At 36.9% G+C, this 24,686-nt stretch carries 29 protein-coding genes and 1 other annotated feature; of the genes, 9 read left to right on the forward strand and 20 right to left on the reverse strand.

Features of this window, described 5'->3' with window-relative positions; all coding sequences use genetic code 11:
- Window positions 1-51: 51 nt before the first annotated feature.
- Window positions 52-1,572, reverse strand: coding sequence for an MDR family MFS transporter (locus IHV11_RS12010; protein ID WP_197194759.1), 1,521 nt, complete (start codon window positions 1,570-1,572; stop codon window positions 52-54).
- Between the two features lie 157 nt (window positions 1,573-1,729).
- Between IHV11_RS12010 and IHV11_RS12015 the strand changes: the two genes are divergently transcribed.
- Window positions 1,730-2,605: a TetR/AcrR family transcriptional regulator gene (locus tag IHV11_RS12015; RefSeq protein ID WP_197194760.1), complete on the forward strand. Its 876-nt coding sequence runs from the start codon at window positions 1,730-1,732 to the stop codon at window positions 2,603-2,605.
- Between the two features lie 192 nt (window positions 2,606-2,797).
- Here IHV11_RS12015 and IHV11_RS12020 read toward each other — a convergent pair whose 3' ends face one another.
- Both IHV11_RS12020 and IHV11_RS12025 read right to left on the reverse strand, forming a co-directional pair.
- Complete coding sequence (locus IHV11_RS12020) at window positions 2,798-3,757, reverse strand: LLM class oxidoreductase (protein WP_197194761.1); 960 nt, start codon at window positions 3,755-3,757, stop codon at window positions 2,798-2,800.
- A gap of 198 nt (window positions 3,758-3,955) precedes the next feature.
- Entirely contained in the window at window positions 3,956-4,510 is a 555-nt protein-coding gene (locus IHV11_RS12025; RefSeq protein ID WP_197194762.1) for a GNAT family N-acetyltransferase, read from the reverse strand.
- 173 nt (window positions 4,511-4,683) lie between these two features.
- Between IHV11_RS12025 and IHV11_RS12030 the strand changes: the two genes are divergently transcribed.
- Both IHV11_RS12030 and IHV11_RS12035 read left to right on the forward strand, forming a co-directional pair.
- Window positions 4,684-5,721, forward strand: coding sequence for an ArsR/SmtB family transcription factor (locus IHV11_RS12030; RefSeq protein WP_197194763.1), 1,038 nt, complete (start codon window positions 4,684-4,686; stop codon window positions 5,719-5,721).
- A gap of 4 nt (window positions 5,722-5,725) precedes the next feature.
- Window positions 5,726-6,958: an MFS transporter gene (locus IHV11_RS12035; protein ID WP_197194764.1), complete on the forward strand. Its 1,233-nt coding sequence runs from the start codon at window positions 5,726-5,728 to the stop codon at window positions 6,956-6,958.
- A gap of 100 nt (window positions 6,959-7,058) precedes the next feature.
- Here the strand turns inward: IHV11_RS12035 and IHV11_RS12040 are convergent, their stop codons facing one another.
- Window positions 7,059-8,093, reverse strand: coding sequence for a zinc-binding dehydrogenase (locus IHV11_RS12040; protein ID WP_197194765.1), 1,035 nt, complete (start codon window positions 8,091-8,093; stop codon window positions 7,059-7,061).
- 223 nt (window positions 8,094-8,316) lie between these two features.
- On the opposite strand from IHV11_RS12040, the gene IHV11_RS12045 reads away from it, so the two are divergent.
- Window positions 8,317-8,883, forward strand: a complete 567-nt coding sequence (locus IHV11_RS12045) for an MEDS domain-containing protein (RefSeq protein WP_197194766.1) — start codon at window positions 8,317-8,319, stop codon at window positions 8,881-8,883.
- 88 nt (window positions 8,884-8,971) lie between these two features.
- Here IHV11_RS12045 and IHV11_RS12050 read toward each other — a convergent pair whose 3' ends face one another.
- Window positions 8,972-9,304, reverse strand: coding sequence for a hypothetical protein (locus tag IHV11_RS12050; protein ID WP_197194767.1), 333 nt, complete (start codon window positions 9,302-9,304; stop codon window positions 8,972-8,974).
- A gap of 84 nt (window positions 9,305-9,388) precedes the next feature.
- Here IHV11_RS12050 and IHV11_RS12055 point away from each other — a divergent pair, with 84 nt between their 5' ends.
- The gene (locus IHV11_RS12055; protein WP_197194768.1) at window positions 9,389-9,625 is read left to right on the forward strand and encodes a hypothetical protein; all 237 of its coding nucleotides are present in this window, start codon (window positions 9,389-9,391) and stop codon (window positions 9,623-9,625) included.
- 12 nt (window positions 9,626-9,637) lie between these two features.
- Here IHV11_RS12055 and IHV11_RS12060 read toward each other — a convergent pair whose 3' ends face one another.
- The 6 genes from IHV11_RS12060 to IHV11_RS12085 form a co-directional block, all read right to left on the reverse strand.
- Entirely contained in the window at window positions 9,638-10,378 is a 741-nt protein-coding gene (locus IHV11_RS12060) for a DUF5694 domain-containing protein (protein WP_197194769.1), read from the reverse strand.
- Window positions 10,378-11,253 (reverse strand): hypothetical protein, encoded by an 876-nt coding sequence (locus IHV11_RS12065; RefSeq protein ID WP_197194770.1) that lies wholly within the window; start codon window positions 11,251-11,253, stop codon window positions 10,378-10,380. The genes IHV11_RS12060 and IHV11_RS12065 overlap by 1 nt, the downstream gene beginning before the upstream one ends.
- 109 nt (window positions 11,254-11,362) lie before the next feature.
- Window positions 11,363-11,887 (reverse strand): GNAT family N-acetyltransferase, encoded by a 525-nt coding sequence (locus tag IHV11_RS12070; RefSeq protein ID WP_197194771.1) that lies wholly within the window; start codon window positions 11,885-11,887, stop codon window positions 11,363-11,365.
- Window positions 11,884-12,576, reverse strand: a complete 693-nt coding sequence (locus IHV11_RS12075; protein WP_197194772.1) for a diphthine--ammonia ligase — start codon at window positions 12,574-12,576, stop codon at window positions 11,884-11,886. The genes IHV11_RS12070 and IHV11_RS12075 overlap by 4 nt, the downstream gene beginning before the upstream one ends.
- Before the next feature lie 24 nt (window positions 12,577-12,600).
- Window positions 12,601-12,804: a helix-turn-helix domain-containing protein gene (locus IHV11_RS12080; protein ID WP_066392329.1), complete on the reverse strand. Its 204-nt coding sequence runs from the start codon at window positions 12,802-12,804 to the stop codon at window positions 12,601-12,603.
- A 19-nt stretch (window positions 12,805-12,823) separates the two neighbouring features.
- The gene (locus IHV11_RS12085; protein ID WP_197194773.1) at window positions 12,824-13,396 is read right to left on the reverse strand and encodes a DUF2975 domain-containing protein; all 573 of its coding nucleotides are present in this window, start codon (window positions 13,394-13,396) and stop codon (window positions 12,824-12,826) included.
- 190 nt (window positions 13,397-13,586) lie between these two features.
- Between IHV11_RS12085 and IHV11_RS12090 the strand changes: the two genes are divergently transcribed.
- Window positions 13,587-14,783: a DUF418 domain-containing protein gene (locus tag IHV11_RS12090; protein WP_197194774.1), complete on the forward strand. Its 1,197-nt coding sequence runs from the start codon at window positions 13,587-13,589 to the stop codon at window positions 14,781-14,783.
- A 46-nt stretch (window positions 14,784-14,829) separates the two neighbouring features.
- Here IHV11_RS12090 and IHV11_RS12095 read toward each other — a convergent pair whose 3' ends face one another.
- The 5 genes from IHV11_RS12095 to IHV11_RS12115 all read right to left on the reverse strand — a co-directional run bounded on the left by IHV11_RS12095 (window position 14,830) and on the right by IHV11_RS12115 (window position 17,582).
- Window positions 14,830-14,970, reverse strand: a complete 141-nt coding sequence (locus IHV11_RS12095) for a hypothetical protein (RefSeq protein WP_197194775.1) — start codon at window positions 14,968-14,970, stop codon at window positions 14,830-14,832.
- Between the two features lie 22 nt (window positions 14,971-14,992).
- Window positions 14,993-15,772, reverse strand: a complete 780-nt coding sequence (locus tag IHV11_RS12100; RefSeq protein ID WP_197194776.1) for an aminoglycoside 6-adenylyltransferase — start codon at window positions 15,770-15,772, stop codon at window positions 14,993-14,995.
- 224 nt (window positions 15,773-15,996) lie between these two features.
- Window positions 15,997-16,197: a hypothetical protein gene (locus IHV11_RS12105; RefSeq protein WP_197190547.1), complete on the reverse strand. Its 201-nt coding sequence runs from the start codon at window positions 16,195-16,197 to the stop codon at window positions 15,997-15,999.
- Window positions 16,198-16,299: 102 nt separating this feature from the next.
- On the reverse strand, window positions 16,300-16,950 hold the full coding sequence (locus tag IHV11_RS12110) for a pentapeptide repeat-containing protein (protein ID WP_197194777.1): 651 nt from the start codon (window positions 16,948-16,950) through the stop codon (window positions 16,300-16,302).
- A 137-nt stretch (window positions 16,951-17,087) separates the two neighbouring features.
- Entirely contained in the window at window positions 17,088-17,582 is a 495-nt protein-coding gene (locus IHV11_RS12115; protein WP_197127247.1) for a lactoylglutathione lyase family protein, read from the reverse strand.
- A gap of 128 nt (window positions 17,583-17,710) precedes the next feature.
- Here IHV11_RS12115 and IHV11_RS12120 point away from each other — a divergent pair, with 128 nt between their 5' ends.
- Window positions 17,711-18,040 carry a winged helix-turn-helix transcriptional regulator gene (locus IHV11_RS12120; protein WP_197128174.1) on the forward strand — a complete coding sequence of 110 codons (330 nt, stop codon included), beginning with the start codon at window positions 17,711-17,713 and terminating at the stop codon, window positions 18,038-18,040.
- A 50-nt stretch (window positions 18,041-18,090) separates the two neighbouring features.
- Here IHV11_RS12120 and IHV11_RS12125 read toward each other — a convergent pair whose 3' ends face one another.
- Window positions 18,091-18,939, reverse strand: a complete 849-nt coding sequence (locus IHV11_RS12125) for a DUF2785 domain-containing protein (protein ID WP_197194778.1) — start codon at window positions 18,937-18,939, stop codon at window positions 18,091-18,093.
- A 182-nt stretch (window positions 18,940-19,121) separates the two neighbouring features.
- Here IHV11_RS12125 and IHV11_RS12130 point away from each other — a divergent pair, with 182 nt between their 5' ends.
- Together IHV11_RS12130 and IHV11_RS12135 are read left to right on the forward strand one after the other, a co-directional pair.
- Window positions 19,122-19,643 carry a DUF6843 domain-containing protein gene (locus IHV11_RS12130; protein ID WP_197194779.1) on the forward strand — a complete coding sequence of 174 codons (522 nt, stop codon included), beginning with the start codon at window positions 19,122-19,124 and terminating at the stop codon, window positions 19,641-19,643.
- Between the two features lie 217 nt (window positions 19,644-19,860).
- Window positions 19,861-20,089, forward strand: a binding site (T-box leader).
- Window positions 20,090-20,173: 84 nt separating this feature from the next.
- Complete coding sequence (locus tag IHV11_RS12135; protein ID WP_197194780.1) at window positions 20,174-21,541, forward strand: amino acid permease; 1,368 nt, start codon at window positions 20,174-20,176, stop codon at window positions 21,539-21,541.
- A gap of 34 nt (window positions 21,542-21,575) precedes the next feature.
- Here the strand turns inward: IHV11_RS12135 and IHV11_RS12140 are convergent, their stop codons facing one another.
- From IHV11_RS12140 to IHV11_RS12150, 3 genes are read right to left on the reverse strand one after another with little or no spacing between them, the layout of a single operon-like run.
- Window positions 21,576-22,472 carry a DMT family transporter gene (locus tag IHV11_RS12140; RefSeq protein ID WP_197194781.1) on the reverse strand — a complete coding sequence of 299 codons (897 nt, stop codon included), beginning with the start codon at window positions 22,470-22,472 and terminating at the stop codon, window positions 21,576-21,578.
- Complete coding sequence (locus IHV11_RS12145; protein WP_197194782.1) at window positions 22,469-23,797, reverse strand: opine metallophore biosynthesis dehydrogenase; 1,329 nt, start codon at window positions 23,795-23,797, stop codon at window positions 22,469-22,471. The genes IHV11_RS12140 and IHV11_RS12145 overlap by 4 nt, the downstream gene beginning before the upstream one ends.
- Window positions 23,794-24,585: a nicotianamine synthase family protein gene (locus IHV11_RS12150; protein ID WP_197194783.1), complete on the reverse strand. Its 792-nt coding sequence runs from the start codon at window positions 24,583-24,585 to the stop codon at window positions 23,794-23,796. Before IHV11_RS12150 ends, IHV11_RS12145 begins: the two co-directional genes overlap by 4 nt.
- Window positions 24,586-24,686: the final 101 nt, after the last annotated feature.

A 24,686-nucleotide genomic window follows, 5' to 3' on the forward strand; every position in this document is an offset into this window, starting at 1 on the left:
TAAATTGGGTATTAATCGTACCCAATTTAGTGTCGGTTTTATAAGTATATTTTAAGCTGTAACTGACTTAGTTGATGTTTTGTTACCTTTTTCAATCTTATTTACTGCTTCAGCACTTGTATCTACGCGTTTAACGAAAAAGGCTAGCACTAAAGCAACAATGTTAATTCCGAATGCTACAAAGAATGAGTATTGAATACCTGACAGAAGAGCCTGTTGTGTTAAAGCAGCGGTTGAGGCTTCGGTAATCGTCGCTGGATCTACTCCGCTCATTAAGCTTTCTGCTTCAGTTTTCGTAACAGTGTTCATAATCGTAACTAGTATCGCTGTACCAATCGAACCTGAAACTTGCTGTGCTGTATTATTAACGGCTGTACCGTGCGGATTTAAGCTCGTTGGAAGCTGATTAAGACCATTCGTCATAATCGGCATCATAACCATTGATAATCCAAACATGCGCATGGAATAGATCAGTATGATGTAAGAATAAGCCGAATCAGCTTGTAAGTGAGCGAGCATATAAGTTGAAACCGCAGTGATTGAAAGTCCTACAACCGCTAAAGCACGCGGTCCAAATTTATCAAAAAGTTTACCAGTAATCGGAGACATGATACCCATAATGATTGCTCCAGGAAGCATCATCAACCCTGAATCTAACGGCGATATGCCTCGCACGCTTTGGACGTAAGCTGGTGTTAAAATCATGCCTGAAAACATGGCAACTGCATTAACAATCGCAATTACAGATGCAAGAGCAAACATTGGATACTTATACACTCGAATGTTCAACAATGGTTCATCTAACTTAAGTTGTCGTAGGATGAAAATAATTAACGCTATACCACCAATGATTAGTGTTGATAGAACAACCGTATCTGTCCATCCGTCCGAACTCGCTGTGCTACATCCGTAAAGAATGCCACCAAAACCGATGCTAGACAACACGAGTGAAAGATAATCTAGTGAAACATTTTTGTTTTGCTTCATCACGTTTTCAAGCTTCCACACTGCAAATAGTAAACTCAAGATAGCTAAAGGCAGAATCATTTCAAAAAGCAGACGCCAGTCGTAGTATTCTACAATATACCCCGACAAAGTTGGACCGATCGCTGGAGCAGTTATCATGACCAACCCGAAAATCCCCATGGCAATACCTCGTTTTTCGCGTGGAAAACTAACGAGCATAACGTTCATTAGGATTGGTCCCATCACAGATGAACCTACAGCTTGCACCATTCGTCCAGTTAATAACAAACCAAAGTTAGGAGCAAAAGCCGATAGCGCTGTACCGATTGTAAAGATAGCCATCGCTGTAATAAATAACATTCTATTTGAGAATCGAGTGATTAAAAATGCCGAAGCAGGTATCAAAACACCGCTCACTAGCATGAATCCGGTTACCAACCATTGAACGGTCGAATAGTCTTTAACATTTAAATCCACCATGATGGTAGGCAATGCTACGTTCAGCAATGAATTATTTAAGAAAGCTACGAACGCTCCAACGAACAAGATCGCAAGCATCAAATAGGGCGGTTTTTTATGTTGTAAAGTGGAATCTGTATTCCCCATGTCATTTCTCCTCTGTATTAAAATAATTACTTAACTTTATTAAGTTTATACCCTCAGTATAAAAATATCAACTATTTTATACCGTCAGTCTAAAAGCGTTGTGTTTCCATCTGAAGAAATTTATACTAGCTATAAGGGTTGGACTTAGGAGGAACAAATGAATAACAGGAAAAGAAAAGTTGCTGACACCGCTTTAAAGCTTTTTATAGAAAAAGGTATTCAGCAGACTTCTATACAGGAAATCATTGATAAAGCCAATATATCTAAAGGTACGTTCTATAACTATTTCTCATCAAAGAGTGACTGTATTGCAGACATATTAGAATTTTTACGCTATGACGCCAGTCAACAGCGAATAGCCGTTCAGATTGGTAAGGATACAGGCGATCGGGATGTTTTCATCGAACAAATTGTAATCATTATGCGATTAAACCAGGAAAGAAACCTTCAGCCACTTTTTGAAGCGATTCTATCTTCTAATGAAGCTGACCTCAAAAAACTCGTTATGCAGCACCGGTTATACGAGATGGAATGGATATCCGATCGATTTATTGAGATCTTAGGCGACGAAGTTCGGGAGCATGTTTTTGAAGCTACCATCCTGTTCTTCGGAATGATGCACCATATGTTGTTTACATTAAAAATTACAAATACGACATACTCCTTAGAGCATGTCGTTGATACACTTCTTTCTTATATTGAATTGATCGTACCGAAGATGATGACGAACGAATCTGTTCTCATCCCTCTTTCAGCTATTGATTTACTTCGTACAAATGCAAATAAAAAACAAGTTAAAATAGATGACATTCTATCACTCGCTGATCAACTACAGCAGGATTATACCTTTACAGAAGAACAGCAAGACCTTTTTGATGCGATTATGAGTGAACTTCAACGTGAGCGTATTCGTAAGATTGTTCTTCAGCCATTATTGAAGCCATTTCAAAAGTGCTTTGAAGAATCACCTATTTCTTCTCAAGCCCAAACGTTTACTAATTTGGTATGGTACTTTTTAAGAAATCTGAGTTAAAGAAGAAGGCTGGTCGGTGTATTCCTTCCGATCAGCCATTTTATGTTTGCACAGGAGTCATGCAACGGACAGCCATGAGTGCTTGGAGTTTCAACATATTTACGCTTTAGAAAAATTTTCTTCAAGACGTTCTATACTAAGCAAAAGCCAAGCTACTGCGTCTAGCAGCTAGCTTGGCTTTATTGTTACGAGTTAATGTTTTAAAGCTGGAAAATGCGGTATCACTTCTTCACCTAGTTCTTGTATAACTTCCTTCGCTGGTCTTTCACTATCAAAAAGCGCAAAGAACAAGTGATTTACTCCAGATTTTTTATACACTTGCAACAGCTCGATCAATGGATTGCGGCCAATTCTAAATCCTAATCGAATCGGTTTCGGAGCTTCATTAGGATCTTCTGCTAGATCAAGATGCATCGGCTGAGTGAATGGTTTGAACGTATCAGGATGATAACCCTCTACTAATTCTCTCCATCTCTTGATCGTTACTTCTTGATATTTTGGACTGCGAGGATAGTACATCCACCCATCTCCATGCTCTGCAAACCACTCCATTTCCTGTTGTGCATAGCCTGTAATAAATGTTGGAATTCGTTTTGTTGGCTTAGGTACAAGGTTCGATCCTTGCACGATTCCTCGAGATGAACGGATACTAGGATACTCTTTGTATAGCACCTCGTTAAGATATTGAAAAGCCTCCACAAACGCTTCCCCTCTTGTTTCGTGCGCTACGCCTAATGCAGAAAAATCAGCACGCCTGTCACCTGAAGATACACCGAGTAATACACGTTCTGGGAACAATTGATCCAATGTTGCGATCTCTTTTGCAACACGCAACGGATGCCTTAACGGTAAGACTGCAGCTGCTGTTCCTAGAGCGATTTCCTTTGTCTGACTTGCTAAATAAGTCATATAGATCATCATATCGTAAATCTGTCCTACCGCTGGATCTCCAAAATTCGGATCTTCCATCAGAACATCACGAAACCATAAACTTGTAAAACCTAATTGTTCAGCTAACTGCGACAGTTCAACTTGTTGTTCCATCGTCGGTGTGGCAAATCTATAATTTTCAAGAGGTATGTGTAACCCAAGTGTCAATTCACCCTCTTTATACATTCGATTGTAAGAACGATGATTTATGAATGGATTCATTGTTGGTCGTGCCCTCCTATGAAAAAATTTTCGTTTATGATTGTAATCATACGCTCTTTAACTAAAATTAATAGTACGCACTTTCAAGTACGATAGGCACTTTCTAGTAACATTTGTTTAAATAATCCCACTTAAAACAAAAAAGCCGACAGCAAAAAGGTAAGTTAAAACCTTTTCGTGTCAACTTTCATTAACATCCTAGTTATTTTGTTTCCATTCTTCAGACAATAGGCCATATATCACATGATCAACATAATGATCATAAAGCCATTCTGCTTGGCGAATTTTGCCCTCTTCCTGAAATCCTAGTTTCTCAGGAATCACACGGCTTTTTTTATTTTCTTCAGCTACTCGTATTTCAATTCGATTAAGATCGAGATCATGGAAGCCATATTTTATATAAGCTTTACACGCTCTCATCATAATTCCTTTTCCTTGAAACTGTTGACCGAGCCAATAACCCATAACACCGATCTTATGTAACCTACTAATTTCGTTAAACCCAATAATTCCAGCGATTTTTCCTTTATAGATGATTGCTGTAGTCTTTGGATAGCCCCCTGTTTCTTTTACTCCGTTTAAGGTTGCTTTTATAAACGCTAAAGAGTCCTCTTCTTCATTTGTATAATCTAACCAGCCTAACCATTCTTTCAAATACTCTTTAGATTGTATGGTTAGTTGGAAGAACTCTGTTGCATCTTTTTCATTGAACATACGAAGAGATAGCTCCTCGTCAATTTTATAAACAAACATAACCTCCGACCCCTTTTTTTCCTAATTTTAGCACATAGATAGGCAAAAAAGAGGTTTTACTGATTTTAAGAAAAGTTTCAATTTACTTCGAATTACATATTCTAAATATATTGAATTTTAAGTTTCATTGAATTAGAATAAAAACTAGAATTCATTACATTTAGGAGGTCGACATGAAAAATATCCATTCTCCTCATTCTCATGAAACGGTATCACTGTCAATCGAAAGTTCACCGATATGGGAGCTAGCTTTAGGAATTGCGGGTTATACATATGCGAAGCTGCGTCACACATTTGAGCAAGATGAACAGTGGACGAATCGAAAGTCCTTAATGACTGTATCCTTGGAGAACAATCTAGATAAAATTGAGCAGACAAATTTGTGGTATGGAATGATCATGCTGCAGAACAAGGTTTCAGCTTCTTCAATAAGAGAATTTTCAGTAAAGGTTTCTGAATTACCATCTACCGTTTTCTATGAAACACTTTTACCTTATAAAAATCGTTCATATGAGTCGCACAGAACTGAGACAGCGAAAAGTTATGAACAGCCTGATGCTTTCTATCAATATGCGTCTCTATTTAAAGAACACGATTATTTAGAGGGATATGTACGAACGCTTGGGAGTATTAGCCGCGATGAACTGCACTCCTTGCTAACTGATACACTTTCGGAATGGTACAACTGGCTCAGCCAAAATACGGATTGGAAAAAATGGATGCAAGCTCTCTCATTTGAAAAAAAACAGCATGGTCTTCTTGATAACCAAAAACCATTAGAAGAAATTGAACGTATTACAAGAGGCGCAAAATACGTACCAGAACCTTCCGTGTGGAACATAAAACTCATTCCACATGTCTCGTACAGACCATGGATTTTGGAACAAAAAACAACAGATACAAAGCTGATCTTCTATCCATTAACTGATGAAGCATTATTAGAGCCCGGTTCTCCTCCAAACGAGCTTGTACGAGGTCATAAGGCACTAGGTGACGAGCTGCGATTAAAGGTATTGTATCAACTAATGAGAGGACCACTCTCTCTTCAAGAATTAACCATTCAGTTCAACGTATCAAAAACAACTCTACATCACCAGCTTTCACTTTTAAAAGCTGCTAAATTTGTTAAGGTTGAAAGAGGTATTTATTCAGCTAACACACACCAGATTCATTCGTTCTCCAACCAACTTCAGCACTATTTAGGAGAATAGACAAATGAAAAATAAGTCATTATCCAGACCATTTAAAGCTCTCTGGATCGGAGAAATCATATCCGAATTCGGAGGTGCTGCCGGTGGAATCATAAACGGACTTCTATTGTTTGAGATAACTGGTTCAAAAGAGTGGATGGGAGCACTTTGGCTAGTTTACTTTCTTCCTTCCTTAATTCTGCAAGGCATTAGTGCTCCGTTCTTAAATCACGTTATCAAAGAACGAATGCTTAAAAATATTCAACGGGTCCGCTCATTTGCTTATATCCTTCCTTTGATCGGATACGTAAGTGGTACAGAAATGGGTACGATAGCTGGATTAGTAGTATTGCAATGTGTGTTGGGACTTTTGCAGCCGATCTACGCTAGTCTTTCGTTCTCCTTACTACCCGACCTTTGTGAAGAAATAGAATTAGTTTCAGCCAACAGCATACTCGACGGAACTATGCGCCTCATGAGTTTTATCGCACCAGGCGTTACATCCTTACTTCTCTTAGTCAGTCCTCTATATATCATCTATGGGTTATCCAGTCTTATGTTCTTACTTAGTTCAATATCGCTTTCTCAAATTCCTCAAGTAAGCACAAAAAGAGTAGCGACATGGTCAAAAAAGTTCTGGTGGCAAGAAACAAAAGCTGGGTATCAAACTTTCATTCAATTTCCACAGCTATTAAGACTTACTCTATTATCATCTTCTGTGCAATTTGCAGTGGGAGCTACTTTGGTATTAAACGTGCCTTTTATAAGAGGAGAATTATCCGGAGAAGCTTGGGAATATGCCATTTTCGCGGGAATGTTTCCGATCGGATATGCGCTTGGCATGCTACTTCTTACAAAGTTACCTAAGAACAACAAAACCATGTACGCTGGTCTTTTAGGCGGTGGATTGTCTTTCATCGCGTTATACTTTGCACCTACCATTTATATTGCATGGGGATGCGAGCTTTTAGGAGGAATCTTATTCCCTATGTTCAATGCGCAAAGCTCTGCTCTATTTCAACAGAAAGCCCCTAGAGAACGCTTAACACAATTAAGCGCGGTAAGGTTACTTTTTCTACGTATAACCATGCCACTCGGAATTTTATTTGCTTCTTCCAGTTTCTTAGGAATGAGTACGCGCATGACTTACCTTCTTATTGGAGTGATTATTGCCGTTCCAGGTATATATTACTTAATACGTACCCGTTTGCAGATTGACGATAATGCTATAGAGGATCAAGTAAAAAGAACAAGTTAAATGACAAAGGCTGCCTAAAAATTAAGAACACTTAATTTGGGCAGCCCATTCTTCACTTTTGGTGTGAACTAGTTTTACTTCCTTTTTCAAGACATATGAACTAAGGAATTAATACAATCTTTCCTAACTTTCCAGCTTTCTTAAAATACGTTTGAGCTTCTCTCGCCTCTTGGAGAGGAAACGTTCGATCTATAACTGGCACAATCTTGCCTTGAGAAATCGCTTGAAGCATTCGAACAAATTCAGTCCTTGTTCCTAAGACAGAACCATAAAGTGTTATGTGTTTTAAATATAAGGTTCTAAAATCAAGTTCTGTTTTCTGTCCACCGGCAGATCCTGAAATACAGTACTTGCCTCCATTTTTTAATGCTTGGAGAGAAATAGAAAACAACGCGTCCCCAACTACATCTAATACAGAGTCAATTGGACCCCCGTTTATTTGTTGAATCTCTTTTGCAAGGTCACTCGATTTATATGACAAGACATGAGTTGCACCGAGTTCTTTTAGTTTTCCCTCTAACGTTAGGTCACCTACTACTGCAATTACTTTAGCACCAAAAACTTTAGCAGCAATCTGTACATTCAGTGAGCCTACACCACCGTTGGCACCTGTTACAAGGATGGTCTCATTCGGTTGAATTTGTATCTGTTCAACCATGTGCCAAGCAGTTAAACCGCTCACTGAGAAAACTGCACTTTCTGTGAAACTTTGTAAAGGCATATCAAAACACAGTTCAGCTGGCCACACTACGTATTCAGCATATCCTCCGTCATACTCTGACCCTATAAAAGACATATCATCAGAAATATGTTCGAAGCCGTCTTCTCCAGTTGATGTAAAAGGGAACAGAACAACATCCTTTCCTATTATAGAAGTCGCAACTTGTTTACCTGTTTTCACAACTGTACCTGTAATATCGGATCCCGGAATTCTCGGAAATTGAACGCCTTCTGGACGCCATCCGGATTTGGAATCCTTCCCATATGCTCCTTCTCTCATCCAAATTTCAGTATTATTGATGCCACAAGCCTTTACCTGTACCAATACTTCATTTTCTCCTGGCTCTGGAATGTCTATTTCAACAACTTCTAATTTGTTTACATCCCCATAACCAGTCACTTGAACGGCTTTCATATCATCAATTCCTTTTCAATACATATTTTTACATTGATCAACAACAATATAAATTATTGTTCTATCGCTACATCTCTTATAGTAGCCCAAAAATAAAGTGATAAAACCGCTACTTGAATGTCATTTAAAACAACTTTAGCTTTTACAATACTTCCCTTAGCTTTTATCCTTTAAAACTAGTACACTAATAGAAATACATACCCGAGAGTTGTGATGATTTAAAATGAATATGAACGAGTTGTTTAAACAAAGAAGAAGTGTTCATGTGCTTTATTCTTACAATGGAATGAAAAATTACATGGAACAAATTGTTAGTTATATACAAGAAGGTACCTCTCTAGGAGAATACGTTGTGGTTATAGAAAACGAACGAATCTATCGAATGGTTCATAAAGAGCTTACTACTTGTTTAACACCAGAACAAATGAAGCTTGTCCATCATGTAAATAACTTCGATTTTTACTATTCAAGCGGCAGTTATCATCCGCCTGCAATAATTGATTACTTTTTCAAAACGGTTAAATCATATGTAGATAATAACCAACCTTTTCGCTCATGGGCACATGTTGAATGGGGCACGATGGAAGATCCCCTTCATCTGGTCGAGGATCTTGAGAGAGTCGTGGATGGTGCGGTAAATGAACTTGCATTCCCACTCATTTGTGCATATGAAGGTGAAAGGATGCCAGAACATTTACAGACAAGTTTATTGAAAACACATCCTTATATACTTATAGACGAGAAATTCAATATATCAGACCAATATATTTTGAATGATAACAATAAATAAAACACTGCGATATTTTGCAGTGTTTTTTATCTATAGATATCTCAAAGTCAAAGTAGTATAACAAGTGGAATTCGTTTATTTTTATTTGCTAATTATACGTTTTGTCTTTCTTTCGTCGTGTAACATATTGTTCTATGGCAGAAACCACACTTCCGATTATATAGAGAGCACCGTTTGCAATAAGGACTATAGCTATAATCGCTCCTGCTATTCCTGCTCCGAACCCGTCGCTACCATCCCGATGAGCTTCATCTAATAGATAAGATCCTACCCCCATTGCAACCAGTGGTCCTAAAAAGCAAATGAGGATACCTGAAACCCAATAAGGCAGTCTGAGCTTTTCTTTCAAAGTATATGGAAAGTAGTTAAACACAAAAAGACTTAGAGTCAATACAATTCCGAACACAGCACCTGAATTCATAAGCTCCTCCTTGATGGAATATAATGGTACAATAATACATATGTTACTCGATAAATAAATATATGAATGGGAGTGCTAAGTTGTATGAATAAAACATTGCTCTCACTAATTTTCGGAGCAATCATCGGAAGTGTTCTTTCTTATTTTCTATTAGACTATGAAAACCAAACAATGGAATTACTAAACTATTATGGTGAAGAATCTAAAATCGTTCATGAATTAGATTTTAATTATATTTCTAACACTGCAGCCTTCATTATAGTAGCTTCTCTTACCGTATTCTTAACGATTTCGTTGATTGAAAGAATAAATAATAGTTGATTATACTCAACATTATGCAAGATAGTCTAAAGGATTTACAACACTAAATGAGTTACTCTCTTTTAAAAATTGAGTAACTAGATGTACATGAGCCGCACCGATAATTAATAAGGTACGATCTGATGTCGATGTAATCTGAGTTAAATTGTAATAAAGAATTAGATTTCGTTGATACCACCATCTGATCCAATCAATGCCAATGTATTCTACGTTAGAGCCAATTCGTGCTATCGCCATATACATCTCATGCTGTTTCTCTATAAATGACTCATGATTTTGTGATTTGATAATATCATATACACTCTTTTTCCCTATTGACAGCTCATGATTAGAACGATAGTTTTCATTTATATAACGAAAGTGCTCAGGTTGATTCTTTTCTGCCCACTCAAAAACCTGACCCAATCCTCTATTCCTTACTGTATCCATCCAATCCACAGCATGAACTTTTTCATGTTGAAGATCTGAAGCTATTCGAAACCCAAGCTGGTGAACTTCATCAACCTCTAGTTTCAGTTCACCTTCTCTGTATTGATGAAATTCCCGATTTAATTTATCCTCTTCACTTTTCACCACCTCTAATGCAACCTTTGATGGCTTGAACTTCTTTAATTGCTTCACCACCGTAAGAATTTCTTGTTGTCTGGAATCAGCTAATAAATCATCTAAGTCCATACGTTGAAGGTCCGGTGTGTATCTCATATGAAAAGTACCTACTATCATAATCAAGGGTTTCTCTTGTTTCATGCTCATCACATCAGCTCCAAATGATTATTTCTTATTCCTGAGCGTTGGCGAACCCAAGTTTCAGCTTTCTTTATGAAATCATCATCTTTCCAAGCCGTTATCGCATCTCGCTCACCCAGCATTTTGACTTGGTCTTGAAAGAACAGATACGCTAAGTAATAGCCAAATCTACTGTAACCAAATTTCTTTCCACCATTTATGGAGAACCATTCAGAAAAGATCGTTTGAGAGGGCAATGAATTGTAATCATTTGCAAATGCAAGTAAGATTTTATCTTCATTTTTTTGAGCAAACTCAAACCAATCACATCCATGATTATCAAAAGAAAAGTATACGGAGGGATGGAGTCCTGCTACAATTTGTTGAGAAAAATGGGTTGCAGCGCCTTCTTGATTCAACCAGGTCATTGGACTGCTCCAATTCACTCTCTCCCAATTCATAATTGTTTTATCTGTCAAAATATTTTGTGTGGCATGCCCAAATTCGTGAGCTACGATGGTTTTTAAATGATGGCAGTCTGGAGACAACCTTTCTAACGCAAACGTAATATTAGGTATAATCTGTCTATGCGTGTAAGCATTAGAGCCATAACCACCAACGATTAGATTTACTTCAACAGGAAAAATTACACCATATGCTTCTTCATAAGCTTGAACAACTTCCTGAATAATCGGCTTTATCATCTCGTGAACACGTTGTATAGACGACCAAGAGTCTTGATACTTTTCAATTGATGAATTATGTCTTTCCTCTGTGTCTTTGCAGTGATAAGAAAAATATTCATGAAAGATACATGGATTCCTCTTATAATATTCTTTTAAAAATGAAATGGACGGTTGATAGTTTTCTAGAAAAAATGGAACAGTATCAATAATTTTCATTATGATCCCTCTTTTTTATCCTTCTTGCTTTCACAATTCAATAAAATCCATAAAATTCCTTTAAATTAAAAAAACTGCCCTATTGGACAGCTTATAGTCTTATTTTTTACTACTTGATCATCTTTTCCATTCGAATATCCGCCCACATTCGATCTTGATAATACGTGAATGCCTCGACCCTACCAATTTCTGAGTATCCCAGTTTTTGATAAAGCATTTGTGCGGTGGTGTTGAATTCAAATACACCAAGCTCAATGCGTTTCAAACCATTTCTTTTCATTTCATTCTCTAAGTACGACAACGCTTGGTAACCAATTCCTTTACCTCTTCCAACCGATTCACCTATTGTAATACCTAACCATGCCGTTCCTTCCGTTCTCTTAAAAAGGTGAGGAGGATCGACCATATAGTTCATCTCACCTACTAATTGATCATCTACAAAGATCAAATAAATCTCGTGAAACTCTAAACGTTGATACAAGTCTTCCATCGTGATAATTCGTTTACTTACGAGTTCTACTCTATCCTTATTCGGTCGTGTTAATGGAACAAGCTTTGTGTCGTTCTCCCAACGATTTAAAGCTTCTACTACGTTTTCTTCAGGTTTTAACATCTTTCTAAAGTGAATGTTCATTTCATAACAGCCTCCGTATCCTTATCTATGAACCTGCATGAATGTATGTCGAGCGACCATAATCCTGAATTTAAGATAACATCTGAGTGAACAATCTCAAGCCTTTTTCCGAAGATTGGTCCGTCTACAACAAATGTATGATATTCTCCATGTTCACCCATAGAGCAGCTCTTGGTAACTTCAATATCCTCACAAAAACTTGTATTCAACTCGCGACCTGTCCAAGTCGAGTCCAAGATATCTGCTGAAGCTCGACAAACAATCGACTGAAAACCTAATGAAATAAATTCTTCCAATAGTTCAGAGGCTTGTTCTTTTAAGATCCATACGGGGAAAAGAGCATCCAGACCTGCTTTTTCCGCAACCTGTTCATTCCATTTCCGGTCTTCTTCCATATACAAACTGCCGAATGCGATCGCATCTATCCCAAACTGTTCCTTTATAGAAGTTAAAGACTTTACCAAAGAAACTTCATACTCCCCAGCTGAATCCACCATAATTAAAGGAAGGTCGATCGCATCTGCTTGTAATTGTAATATTTCTAATGGAATACCATGGGCATGATTTCGGACATCTTCTTCAGAAACCATGGATATCAAGCATACAACTTCATGCTTTTCTTGAAGCAATCGATATAGAGCTAAGCAGCTGTCTTTCCCGCCGCTCCAGCTAACAGCTACTTTTTTCATGTGAAAATCCTCTCTCCCTCTATTTTAGTCTTCAATATATTCGATGAGATCGCCTGGCTGACATTCTAGTACTTTACACAAGGCATCTAGTGTTGAAAAACGAATCGCTTTTCCTTTTTCATTTTTAAGTACAGAAAGATTAGCAGGGGTGATATCAACCAGTTCAGACAATCGGTTCAATGACATTTTTCGCTGTGCCATCATAACATCTAATTTTATTCTAATCATTGCAATCCCTACTCCACTTTTAGATTGTGTGTTTATTTTCTTCTACTGCCTCTACGGCAACCTTTAGTGCAGAGGCTAGAATCATTACGAAAATCCCTGTGAAAAACGTATCAACATAAGCTAATCCTGTATATGTTACAGAAGCGTTCGTTACATGTATTTCCTTAAGTGCTTTTGTCATTAAAAGCTCGTCCATAAAGGTAAAAGCTGACCCAAGTACAAGAATGGTGATACCCATCTTGAATAAAACCTTAACGTTCTCCATCATAAATAAACTCTCTTGGTGTAAATTCTGTAACAATTTTCTCATGAGTCTTAAGAAAATTAATGCAAAAACAAACATAATGATAGAGGTCACCAATGAGAGGACGATGAATTCTTCATCCTTATAAAGTAAAGGTTGAGTATCAAAAACTAACGTTAAGTTGCTGTACACAGGATCAAATGCACCGAAAGACTTTGCCAATTCCCCTGTTGGACTCATTAAATAAGACAAATGATATACCAAGGTAAAAATACCAATAAGACCAATAACATAAAAAAGAACTGAGCATAATTTCGCTCCATATTTATAAAAAATTTTCCACTTCATCTTTCTGCTCCTCTTCTTTAATTTCATAAATTTAACATACCATAAAAGAAGGATAAAATCTCAATAATCATTATTTTTTTATCGTAAAACAATAAATAATTGTTGAATTTTATAAAATGCGCTGTTATAGTTATGTCGTCGACGCATTTGTTAGGTATTGGTAATTATGTAGAAAAAGGGGATCATTAACATGTCATTGGTCAAACAGAGAATTAACATCATCGATGGTATTAGGGGATTTAGTTTATTAGGGATTCTTTTAGCAAACCTACTCATTTTCCAGTTCGGAATCTTTGGAAAGGATGAAATTCATTATTATCAATTATCAATCGTTGATACATATGCTTACTACTTCACAAAAGTGGTGATTGAAGGCGCATTCCTTCCCATCTTCATGTTCATATTTGGGTACTCTCTCATTCTTATGCGTAACAAGTTAAAGGAAAATAACAAACGCGTAAAGTGGCATCTGTTCAGAAGATTTGCTTTACTGATGACTCTTGGGATCTTGCATAGTACGTATTTATGGGAAGGAGATATTCTTTTTGTATATGGGCTTATGGGTCTTCTGCTTTTGGTCATGGTAAATCGCAAACCAAAGACACTATTGATTTGGGCTGTTCTACTATTCTCTCTTCTCTTCATTGGCTCTCTGTTTGAGGCAGAAGAAATCAAAATGATTCGTGCTGATAAGATAGATTTATACATGAAACAAACACAAGAGATCTATGGATCAGGAACGTACTCAGAAATAAGAGCACACAGTCTTAATGACGAAATGCTTGATATGAGTGGTGGTGAAGCCGCCTTCATGTTATTATTAACTCCTTTTGTTCTTAGTCCGATGTTTCTGATTGGTATGTATGCAGCACATCGAAAATGGCTGCAAAACACGTCTTCTAAGATCAAACAGTTCACAATCCTAAGTGGTTTATTTATACCAATCGGTCTCTTACTAAAAGCTACCCCTCTCCTCAGCAAGCAGTGGGATTATCGTTTAGATATGAGTATGATCGGAGGAAGTATGCTTGCTATCGGTTATATCAGTCTGTTCGTTTACATTTACAACCATCAGAAGTTCAAACGCTTTTTAAGTGGTTTTGAGAGTATGGGAAAACTATCATTAACAAATTATTTAATGCAATCGATGATTTGTACATTTCTTTTTTACGGCTATGGTTTAGGTTGGTTTGGTGATCTTGGTGTAATTCTGGCCACTGTAGTAGGTGTTATAATCTTCGGAACTCAAGCATTCCTTAGTTCGATTTATTTAAAACATCTACCCATCGGTCCAATGGAATATCTTGTACGCTTGGTCGTCTACTTAAAGATACCTAAGTTCAAAAAACATACTTCTTTAGAGAATAATCATAGAAAAGCGATATAAATAAAGATAGCTGTCCACACAGGGACAGCTATTTTTTGTTTGACTATTATTTCTCATCTAGTCGATCTGGTATTCTTTTAAGTGATTGATTCATTCGATACAGCATGACCAACACAAAGGTTCCTACAGCTATTGGAAAAATAAAAGTAAATAAGCCCATAAACGCTAGCCCTGAAGCCCCACCCATACACTCACCACCTCATTCAAGTTTAAAAATTAAATAGGACCTTTCTCAAAATATCTTCTTCCCAATTCTGGTCATACGTAATTTCAACAACTTCACATAACTCTTTATGCAACTTTTGAAATTGAGGTAAGATGTTTATTAAGACTCGTAACATGTCCTCTTCGTTTGAATTGTAGCGCCATTCAGATAGAAGCATACGCTGCCAGTTAGCTAACGGACTCCTCATTCCTTCAACCTTAGACCAATCAGCAAAGTTATTTGGCTGTAGACCTGCCATCATATACCATCCAGACACCATAGAATAGATTCCGTTTTCTAAACATTGTTTTGCGTATGAGAGTTCACCACGCATGACTCGCCTATAGAACTCATGAACGTATGCGAAGAATTTAGTACGCCAAATCTCTACTTCTTCTATCGTTGGTGAGTAGGATAGCTGAAGTGATTGTTGCTTTATTGAGTTTACATGACCTTCAGGATCGTAAACTATTTTTAAATGCTGCATCCATATAGAAGGCTGAAGATCTTTTTTCTTGTAATAGAAAGTATCCACTTTAATAAAGAAGTCATAATGAGCGATAGAATAGTTTGTCCAAGGAAAATCTTCATAGAAAAGAACTTGCCCCCAATTGGCCGCTCTTTTCTTTTTATTCTCTCGAAACTTCTCAAAAACTGCGTCTCGCACGACAACACGAAGATCAATATCTGAATAGAGATCTGTGCTTTCTTTTCCGATCGACCCGCCATAAAAAACGGCTAAAACATTTTTATCTGCCACTAGGTCTTGTTCTATAGTTCTCATTAATTTTTTCCGCTGTAACGGCAGTTCTCCATCCCTCTTCTGATAAAAATTCCGTAAAGCTTCAAATCCCACTCATCGAAAACCATCTCCCTATTATCATCTTCATTTCATATTCCTCTTAAAGGAGGATGGTACCTTCTTTTTCATTTGTTAAAGAAAATAAAACAAAAAAGTCTCATTTCCCTCAAAATGGGAAATGAGCTTTATAGTGTACCAGAATTCTCTTAATTTCTGTTTAGATTCGTACGTTTTTGCGCCTGCCAAACGTGGATCATACTAGGAACCCCAACGCTCATACTCACGATGAAACTCCACATCACGAAGCGCCATTCACCGGAATAAATAGCGATTATTATAAAAAACAACAGCTGTCCTATAAGAGCAAATAACGCAGCAATCCAAGCTAGTGTAAGGTTCTCCTTCATTTCATCTCTCCTAGCGGAAAATGATTTTATACATGAAGTAATGCCATATGTGCCTACACTTTAATTTTAACATAATTATCCAATTGGTCGTTAATATTAATTTTATTCCTCTTTTACCTTTAATCCTAACAATGTTGAAAACACGATTGCCTGTTCTCGAGATACTGTGCATCCCTTTAAACTTGAGATGTCCACATTAATGTTATTGAATTTACAAGTACTAATATCAATCCCGTTTAATGCTGTTTCTGTAAAATCGATTTCCTCGATATTACACGTCTCAAATTTCACTTTATTAAGTTTTGTTTCATAAAAGTTAGCATTCTTAAGCGAAGATTGATCGAACAAAACGGGTTTAAGATCTGTTTCTACAAACTCACTCATGTCTAACATGCAGTTCTCAAACGTTACATTTCTAAGATTCGCCTTTTCGAAGTCTACACCCATCAGCTTACATTCTTTAAAATGAACGCAGTAAAGGATACCTTCTTTAAAATTTGTGTTGGAAAGATCACAGTTTTCAAATACAACATCGGTCATGTCCACTTTATAAAAACTGGAGTGGATTAGTGTCACATTATTAAATTTCACTTTGGATAGGATGAGTTTGTCGATTTCTTCATTCTCTAAAAAAGCTCCCGTTATCGAGCAGTCATGAAGATAAGGATCTTCCTCCAAATACAAATCCCGAAATCTTGCTTCTTCTAAATCTCCCTGAATTTTAGGCAGATTCACCTTGAATTTCTTTGTCATTTTCTTCACTCCATTACGTAATCTCATTAAATCAAGCTTACAGAAGTAAAAAAATAAATAGTAGTCTTTTCTTTTCTTTGATTTTCTGTGCAATGAAAAAACCGCTGAACAAAAATAGTCAGCGGTTCTCTTGTATATTAATATGCTCCTTGAGAGTAGGTAAGCTCATAACTATGCGTATAGATTTCAAAGATGTTGCCGAATGGATCTTCTACATAGACCATTTTATAAGGCTTTTCGTTCGGATAATATTCACGAATTGGCATGCGCTGTTTGCCGCCATACTCTTTAATTTTAGCTACAATTCCTTCAATATCCGGATCTTGGATGCAGAAATGGAACAAACCTGTTTTCCAATATTCAAAATTGTTTTCAGGCTTTTCGTTATGAGGAAACTCAAAAAGCTCTACTCCAATCTTGTCACCTGTTGCTAAATGTGCAATTCGAAATGTTTCCCAGTCATCACCGAAAACATCACGGCACATTTGACCGATTGGTGTATCGTCATTCTCTACATCTGAAGGCTCCATGATAACGTACCATCCGAAAACCTCTGTGTAAAATTTAATCGCTTCTTCTAGATTTGGCACGGACAATCCAATATGAGAAAATGTTCTTGGATAGATTGGCATATTCATCTTCCTCCCTGTTTTTGTTGATTACAGGAATCATTATACCCAGACACTCTCCTACTATGTAAGAACGCACTTTAAAGTGACATACTATCCTAGAAGTAAGAAAGGATGTTAGTTTCGTGAAAATATCAACACATGACGATGGCAAGCTAAAATGTTCAATTGAATATACATTACAAAAAATCGGTGGTAAATGGAAAACGGTTATTCTATGGCACTTAGGTGTAGATGGTACTTTACGATACAACGAATTAAGAAACCTGTTGTCAGGAGTGACACATAAAGTTCTTTCTCAGCAATTAAAGGAACTTGAAGAAGACGGATTCATTGATCGGAAATCGTACAATACAGTACCTCCGAAGGTAGAATATACATTGACTGCATTCGGTTCGACAATAATGCCCATTTTAAAACAGATGCATGAATGGGGAACAGAGCACGGAGATTTAGCATAACAAAAGGAGGTTCAGTGCTCTAAACCAATGGCCTGCCTCCTTTAGCTTGTTTAAATTTGTGATAAGCATTTTTGAATCGTATGTTGTAATGAGTTACATATTGGATCATCACTAATTCCTATGAAGAGGCTTTTTAGCAGGGACTTACAGTTAGCCATAACGAACCAATACTTTTCAGATGACAATTCTTCTTTTTGAGATTTTAAAAAACCAGGAATACCTTCGACAAACATTTTTAATTCTTCTAATCCAACCTCTTTTTTGAGCATTGTTAGAACAGCAATAACAACACGATCGTCTTCTCCATGCAAAAATCCAGTCGGAGTCGTACAATATTTTTTCAAAAGAATTTCGATGATAAGAAAGTATTCAACTTCGGCAATTTTTTCACTCTTGATCAATTCATCACATGTATCCGCCACATGAGCAATGCTGTGTGCCCAACCTTTTACGGGTACATAACCCCTAACATCTCGTTCCAATTCTATGTACTTTTTGATTTCATTTTTCACTTCAATAAGTGTTTCTTTTGAAAGAAAGTCCACTTCAATATCTTTATGGATGATCACAGCAATTAATATCGTCGTGAAAGCTCGTGTGAAAACAGAATCTGTCCCACTTTCGCCGATTCCTTTAAATAAAAGGTGCGTTACACTATAATCTAGAAGTTTCTTTAATGTCTCGTAGTCGAGTTGATCGTGGATAATTGACATATAAAACGATCGATAAACCATCTCTCGTAGATCACTATTAGGTGACCCAATATGTAGAATCATCGCATCTAAAACAACTTCCTGATCTACATCTTCCCATGTCTTTTCCTTGTTATTTATTGAAGTCAAAAGCCTTAATAATTCGCTTTCTTCAACGGTTTTGTCGCTTTGGAACAAAGTAGTCATAATCTTTCTACCCCCATTTTGTATTTCTATATTTTCATTATACAAAAAGATGGTATAATACAGGTTTATTTTTGGAAAAATTTGTTTAACTCGTTACAATTCTGTGGAAAGCTTGTTAGTTGTTATTGGAATTTTGGATACAATGATACAATAAAGAAAATGAATCGAAAGAGTGAATGCACTTGAAAAAATATATAATTGTTGCGATATCTATATTGTTTTTAGCAGGCTGTAGTTATAACAAACAAGAGACTACAAACAACATCTTTTTAATTCCAGAAGGCTTTGAGGGCTCTATCTTTACGTTCTATAACATGCCAGACGAACCCGCTTTAAAAAAAGAAGATGATTACACAGTAATTCCTGTAAAAGAAAAGACTTTGGATGTACTAAAAGATACTGAGATCAGTCAGTATGGTGTTTCATTCACCTCAACGAAGGACATGATCTATGGGGTTGTGAATGATAAATATTATTATGTTGATAAAAACGGCAAACGAAAAGAAATCAACGACCAGTGTATCAGTCTTGGATCAAACGGTGGTTTTTCAGGTAGAAACGGTGAAGATATTAAGTATTCCGTTATTCAAGTAACGTCTTCTAGTTGTGGTCCTTCTTTTAAAGAAAATGGAAGAAATGATTTTAACGCGCAAGTGAACCATGTAGGAAAATATTATTTTCAAAAGCTAGCTATAAAGAAATAAGTAACGGTGCTAGGGGATTTCAAATCCTCCTGCACCCTTTTTTTATTTAGCATTCTTCACCTCATGACATGTTAAGAACAGCTAGAAATAACTTCAGAAAGTGGATAAATGATACCGTTTCCATACTACCTTGTGCTGGTTCATTTAAAATTTATGTGTTGACAAGCCCAAGATACAGCCTTTATAGTAATCCATATTATTCTGAATAATCATTTTGATAAAAGCAACGAACGGGAGTAGTAAAAGTCATTTTGTAGTCTAGAGAGCTGCGGGTTGGTGGAACGCAGTCTATGAAAACTTTGAACTCGCCCTGGAGCAGCAAGACAAAAAGAACGCGTTCTCTATGTTTTGACGACTAACCTTCGTTAACAGGTTCTACAAGCAGGATTCTATGACGAATCAACAAGAGTGGTACCGCGGTCAGCCAAAGGCTTATCGTCTCTTTTCTCACAAATGAGATCAGAGATGGTAAGCCTTTTTTTGTTATTTGTTTTATAGATTCTAACATCACTTTAAGAGAGGTTATGAAGATGAAAAAAAGCACAGAGAACTTACAACGAACGATGACTTCTCGTCATATTATGATGATGGCTCTTGGAGGCAGTATCGGAGCTGGACTTTTTAAAGGCAGCAGTGCGGCTATTGATTCAGCTGGTCCCTCTGTTGTTCTAGCCTATTTGATCGGCGGAATCATTTTATTATTTGTGATGCAAGGTTTAGCAGAGATGGCTGTTCAAAACAGTGGTGCCCGAACGTTTCGTGACCTTGTTCAATCTGTATTAGGCATGTTCCCCGCTTATTTTCTTGATTGGATTTATTGGAAGATGTGGGTGCTAAACATTGCGGCAGAAGCTGTGGTGGCAGCGATATTTCTTCAATATTGGTTCTCGGATACGCCAATTTGGCTGCTAGCCTTTTTGGTTTCAATCGCCGTCACCATCGTAAATCTATTATCCGTTAAAATATTTGCTGAGACGGAGTATTGGTTAGCACTTATTAAGATTAGTGTCATCGTCATCTTTATTCTTTCAGGACTTTTGCTTTTATTCGTGTCGTTTGGTGATCATATTGCACCGAATTTTACGAACTTAACAGAGCAGGGGGGATTCTTCCCGAACGGTTCAGCCGGTCTTATGACAGCTATGTTAGTCGTGATCTATTCGTATGGTGGAACGGAGATTATCGGTGTAACCTTAGCTGAAACGAAGAATCCAGAACAAGTAGTACCACAAGCTGTTCGCAGTACATTAACTCGTATCATTGCGTTTTACTTGTTTCCTTTCTTTATCATTGTTGGCTTAATTCCTTGGAATCAAGTAAATGGCGTGAATGAAAGTCCTTTTGTCATGGTGTTTCAGATGATCGGAATTCCTGGTGCAGATCATGTGATGAATGGTGTGATTCTTCTTGCGATCATCTCATCCATGAACTCAGGGTTATATGGTTCATCACGTGTGCTGTATACACAAGCCGTTGATGGTCGTGTTCCTAAGATTTTCGCTCGACTTTCATCTAAAAAAGTTCCTTTTATCGCTATTCTGATGTGTACAGCTTCTCTATATGCAGGTGTACTCATTTCTATTTTTGCAGGCGACAAAACCTTTAACTATCTTATGGGATCACTTGGCTATACCGTATTGTTTATATGGTTAATCATTGCCTTTGCACATTTAAAGTCACGAAATAAGAATGAACAGCTTTCCGGCTATTATGTAAGATGGTTTCCTTATACCACTTGGATTGCTATTCTGTCTTTACTTGCTATATTGATCGGCATTGTACTCACCACTTCAATTATAATCACTAGTGTAACCCTAGGCATTTATTTATTGATAAGTGCAACGTATGTGTTTAGAAGAAAATCACTTAACCCGAATCAAGAAAAGATGGTGAGTTAACAAAAGAAAACGCTCGTAACCGAGCGTTTTCTCCTTACCTTTTCGCACCTGTATTCATCGCTACTTTATTTAACTTTAGTTTACCAACCTTTGTTTCCAGTGATCGTCTTCGAGATAAGAAGATGCATGAAGCAATAATCAACATACCTCCTAGAACCGTTTGACCATCTGGAATCTCTGACCAGAATAAAAAGCCCCAAAAAGCGTTAAAGACGATTCCAATGTAACGGGTAACCTCTACAACAACGACATTTTCATGCGTAAATGCACTTGTTAAGAATAACTGTCCTACTAAAGATACAACTCCGATACAGATCAGATAAAACAGTTCTAATGGTGAAGGTATTACAAATTGGTTCCACATTAAAGGTATACTAACTATCGTTGCTGTAGCGAGAAAATAAAATACGATTTCATAAGCATGATGTCTGTTGCTTAAATAGCGTATAGAAGTGGCCGCACAAGCTGCGAAAAAAGCACTTCCTACACCAATTAGCGCATACATGGAATAGGACGAGAAATCTTGTGGTTTAATCAGCAAGAGCGCCCCTGCTAACACGACAGGAAGAATATATAGAAGCGTTTTCGTTAGTTTTTCTTTTAAAAACAAACCTGCTAATACTACGGCAAAAATGGGAGACAGATGGGCCAGGATACTAGCATCTGCTAATGGAATTTTTGCGATTGTATAAAAATAGGCTAATAGATACAACGCGCCAAAGACTCCTCGAACCATAAGCATTGGTACACCTGTCTTTGAGAAGGCTACCTTTTTCTTTTTCATAATAATGTAGATAATGATTGTGCCTATCAAACTTCTAAAGAATACACTTTCTGAATAAGGGATGTTTAGACTTACTGCCTTAACGAGAGCGTTCATAATACTGAAAACAAAGGAAGATAGGATGGCGAGCAAAACACCGTTTTTCATGAATAACGCCTCTCTCTTTCCTTCACGATGTCTGTTACTTCTCGCAATGAAGATAGTCTTCTAGCTTCAATCAATGACTCTGTTATTCCTAACATCTTTTCAATCTGTTGACACTCTATTTCAAAATTCTTTATGAGCATCTTCATCTCAGGCATTGATATCCCTAACCTTTCTGCAAGACCATAGATTAGGATTAATTTTTGGTAGTCTTCAAAGGGTATCCTAGGGTTACTCCATACTCCCTCTTCTTCTTCTGCTTTTTTAAAGGGAACTGCTGAGAATTCAAAATATCTTCCTTCATGATCAGGCTTTGAAAATGGGTCGATTAGAATAGAAGCATAGCGTATATAGAGCAGATACTCCTGTTTGACTTCCTCATATTCTGAAAAGTTATCAATATCTTCTCTTGGTATAGATTCGATTGGTACTGGATAATTATCGTCATTTAAAAACTTTAATAAATTTATGGGATCCGCTCCTAATTCTTTTATTAAAGTTGAGATTTCTTTCCAGAGCCGTACCATTGTTTTTATTCTTTGCTGTGTGATTGGCCCTTCAGGATACAACTTATACATATACTTCTTATCTTTAGGTTGAACATCGAATATTTCATTTAAAGTAAATGTATTTAAAAAGAAGGCTGGATGCACATAGGTTGTAATATTTCTGCATTCCGCGTCGAGCGGATGATCAACGATCACCCCATCAATATTCAACGATTTTAGAAATTCTTTCAGGACACCTTCCATACGGCTTTTGCCTTTTGAAGAACCTAAGTAAATCCTTTTTTTAAATGCTTTCGTATGAGCAGTGACTGCAGAATCAGCATGAAATTTAGTTGCAGCATAATAAGTTGACATACTGATTACTTCAACTGTTTCTTTTGCTATCAAACTTTTTACTAAATCGTTTGAACCAATGTTAGGAGCTAAGAGGATTATAGTTCTTACTCGCTTTAATTCTGCAGTTTGAAGAGACTTCATTACATTTGCATAACTCGTACAGGGAGTTGCTAGAATTATGGTGTCCCATTCATCAGGTAAATTGGATACATCATCAAAAAAACAATCAATCTTTGCAGTTGATTCCGCCTCTTTACCTTGGATAGTCAGGCTAACTTCAAAATTATTATGAATCAGTTCTTTTTTTATACGTTGCGCATGTACACCAGGGCGATTATACAGTCCTATCCTTTCACTAAAACCTGAATATAGTTGGACGGCTGTCTGAATAGCAGCTGGCCCAGCGCCTGCGATTAGGGTATTCCCTAAGTCGCTTGGCCTAATATCATTCATGATTTCACTCACTTCCTTCATTACATTCATACATTCATTTTCTCTAAGACCATCGTGTCATAGATACCTTCTGATCTCTTTACACTCTTCAGTTCCCAATCGTTAGTCAACTTCATCTCTAACGGATAGTTAAAGATTGATTTTAAACCGTTTCCGTATCGGAGTATAATTTTTGTATGAGGCTGTACCAAATCCTTTATTTCATTTAGTACTTCCCGTTTGTTTCTAACTAGAGAAGCGATTATTACATGAGTCGTTCTTTTAGCAAAAGGCACATCGTTTCGAACGGACTTAGAAAATCTAACAGTTTCTTGAAGTCCTGTAATCTCAGAAACTTTTCTGCCCATCTCAACCGCTTCTTCGTCAATGTCTATACAATGAACTTCTGCATTCTTTTCACTCGCAATGGTAAGAGCGGAAATGGGAAACGCTCCTGAACCTATAAATAACACTTTTGAATTCTCGTTAATATGTAATTCATCTAATTCTTGTTTCACCGTTTGTGAAAGTGTAGTTATGTATTCACTTGCATTCAATTGATGATTACATGTTCGCAAACTCTGATATTTTTCCATCTCACAAAGAGCTTGTACGGAAGCTTCCCGCAGCTTTTCAGATAAAGACACTATGTCCTTATCTTCACCCCACTCTCGCCATCGATGCAGGTTAGTAGGATCTCTCATAAAATGATGAAGACTATCAAGTTTTACTTTTAATAGCTCATAACACTCATCACATTCTTTGGCAAACTTTGAAAGTTCATTGATCTCATACTCAGTGACTTTCAAAGATAGTAATAATTGAAATCTCTCTTTCACTAGAACCTCCATACACTTTATTGTAAATCGTAATTATTACGATTTAATTTTTAAATAATATCATCACTTCATCACACGAGTCAATGATAATTATTCTTGAA

This window comes from Fictibacillus sp. 26RED30, from assembly GCF_015903845.1.
Lineage (GTDB): Bacteria > Bacillota > Bacilli > Bacillales > Fictibacillaceae > Fictibacillus > Fictibacillus phosphorivorans.